Source organism: Sphaerisporangium sp. NPDC049457 (genome assembly GCF_055586705.1).
In genome coordinates, this window is record NZ_JBVJHR010000047.1 from 1 (window position 1) to 2,521 (window position 2,521).

Here is a 2,521-nt window from a genome sequence, read left to right on the forward strand (position 1 = left end):
AACCTCCCCTTCGAACGCCTCGTCGAAGAACTCGCCCCCCAACGCGACCTCACCCGCAACCCCCTCTTCCAGACCATGCTCGTCCTGCAGACCACGCCGGCCAGCAGGATTTGGACCCTGCCCGGCGTGGACGTCGAACACGTCCCGCTCCAGGCCACCGACTCCCAGATGGACCTCACCTTCGACCTCACCTTGCAGGACGACCGCAGCGCCAAGGGGTTCATCTACTTCAGCAGCGACCTGTTCGACAGGGCCACGATCGAGCGGATGGCCGGCCACTACCTGACCTTGCTGGAACGACTCGCCGAGCGGCCCACCACACCGATCTCCCAGATCAGCATGCTCACCGACGCCGAGCGGCGGCAGATCTTGGTGGAGTGGAACGACAGCGCGGCACCGGTCCCCGCCGGGCGCACCATCGACGACCTGATCGCCGAGCAGGCCGCCGCCCGTCCCGACCATGTCGCGGTGGTCTCCGAGGGCCGGACGCTGACGCATGGGGAACTCGACGCCCGCGCCAACCAGCTCGCCCACCACCTGCGCGCCCAGGGCATCGGCCCGGAAACCCTCGTCGCGGTCTTCCTCGACCGCACCCCCGATCTGATCGTCGCTCTGCTGGGGATCCTGAAGGCCGGCGCCGCCTACGTCCCCCTGGACCCCGAATACCCCGCAGAACGACTCGCTTACATGCTCGACGACACCGCCGCGCCCCTGGTCATCACGCAGGAGGACCTCGCCACCCGCCTGCCCGGTGACACCGCCCGCCTGCTCATCGACGCCCAATGGCCACAGGTGGCGGCCCACCCGGTCACCGCTCCCCCGCAGCTCGCCGGACCGCACAACCTCGCCTACGTCATCTACACCTCCGGCTCCACCGGCAGGCCCAAAGGCGTCATGATCGAACACGAAGGCGTCGTCGGCTACATGGCGGGCATGCAGGACGCGTTCCCGATCCATCCGGGCGAGAACTTCCTGCAGGCCACGCCGGTGACGTTCGACGTGTCGGCGTACGAGATCCTCTGGCCGCTCTGGCAGGGGGGCACGGTCGTGCTGGTGCCCGGGGCCTCCCGGCTGGACATGGCGCACGTCGGGTCGCTCATGCGCCGCCACCGCATCGTCGGGCTGCATTTCGTCCCGAGCCTGATGGACATGTTCGTCTCCCAGGTCGACCCCGCGGACTGCACCGCCCTTCGGTACGCGTTCTGCAGTGGTGAGGCGCTGCCGGAGGCGCTCGTGCGGCGGTTCGCCGACCGGTTCGGCGACGGCCTGATCAACCTCTACGGCGCCACCGAGGTGTCGGTGGACACGACCTTCTGGCACGCCACGCCGGGTTCGCCGGTCCTCGCCGGACGCCCGATGAGCAACCAGAGGGTGTACGTACTGGACGGTTCCCTGCGGCCGGTGCCCGTCGGCGCGATAGGCGAGGTCTATCTCGGCGGGCTGTCCGTCGGCCGCGGCTACCTGGGCAGGCCCGGCCTGACCGCCGATCGTTTCCGTCCCGATCCCTTCTCGGACGACCCCGGCGACCGCCTGTACAAGACCGGGGACCTCGGCCGGTTCACCACCGAGGGCGAACTGGACCTCCTCGGGCGCATCGACAGCCAGGTGAAGCTGCGCGGCGTCCGCGTCGAGCCCGGCGAGATCGAGACGGTCCTGCTGTCGCACCCCGACGTCGCGGCCTGCGCCGTGGTGGCCCGGGAGGACGGCGCGCACGAAAAGCACCTGGTCGCGTACTGCGTGCCGGCCGCCGGCGATCCGGACGTCGCCGGACTGCGGGCGCTGTGCCGGGCCGAGCTTCCGCAGGCCATGGTCCCCGCCGTCTTCGTGACGCTTCCGGCGCTGCCGTTGAACGGCAACGGCAAGGTGGACCGCAAGAAGCTGCCCGCGCCCGACGCCGAGGCCCTCGCGCCCAGCGCCGCCCACGTCGCCCCGCGAGACGAGATCGAGGAGGCGCTCGCCGCCGTATGGGCCGATCTTCTCGGCCTGGACCGCGTCGGCGTCCACGACAACTTCTTCGAGGTCGGCGGCCACTCGCTGCGGGCGGTCCAGCTCGTCAACCAGGTGGAGCGGCTGACCGGCATCCGCATCAGTCTCAGGGACCTGTTTCTTTCGCCGTCGATCGCCGGCATCAAGACCCAGCTGCTGGAGCTCGTCGACGCCCAAGGTGAGGAATGATCATGGAAGATGGTTCGACGCAGGCCCGCCTGCTCTCTCGCATCCGGAGCCAGAAGGCCCATTCCCTGCCCACGCGGGATCGTTCGAAGCCGGTCCCGTTGTCGTCCGCCCAGCGCGGGCTGTGGCTGCTGGACCAGTTGGAGCCCGGCGGCAACGGGTACGTGGTGCCGATCGCGTTGCGTCTGGCCGGGGCGGTGGACGTGGCGGCGTTGCGGCAGGCGCTGTCAGCACTGGTGGCACGACACGAGGTGCTGCGCACCCGGTTCGCCGCCGACGACACCGGCCAGCCCTACCAGCTGATCGACCCACCCGCCCCCGTCGACCTGCCCATCACCGACCTCACCGG

Annotated in this window: 2 protein-coding genes; both read left to right on the plus strand. The window is 70.1% G+C overall.

The annotated features are described in order from the left end of the window. Positions 1–2,175: non-ribosomal peptide synthetase (locus ACZ6QO_RS37795; protein ID WP_465858329.1), on the plus strand; the 2,175-nt coding region annotated here is incomplete at its 5' end. Positions 2,176–2,177: 2 nt separating this feature from the next. Further along, positions 2,178–2,521: condensation domain-containing protein (locus ACZ6QO_RS37800; RefSeq protein WP_465858331.1), on the plus strand; the 344-nt coding region annotated here is incomplete at its 3' end.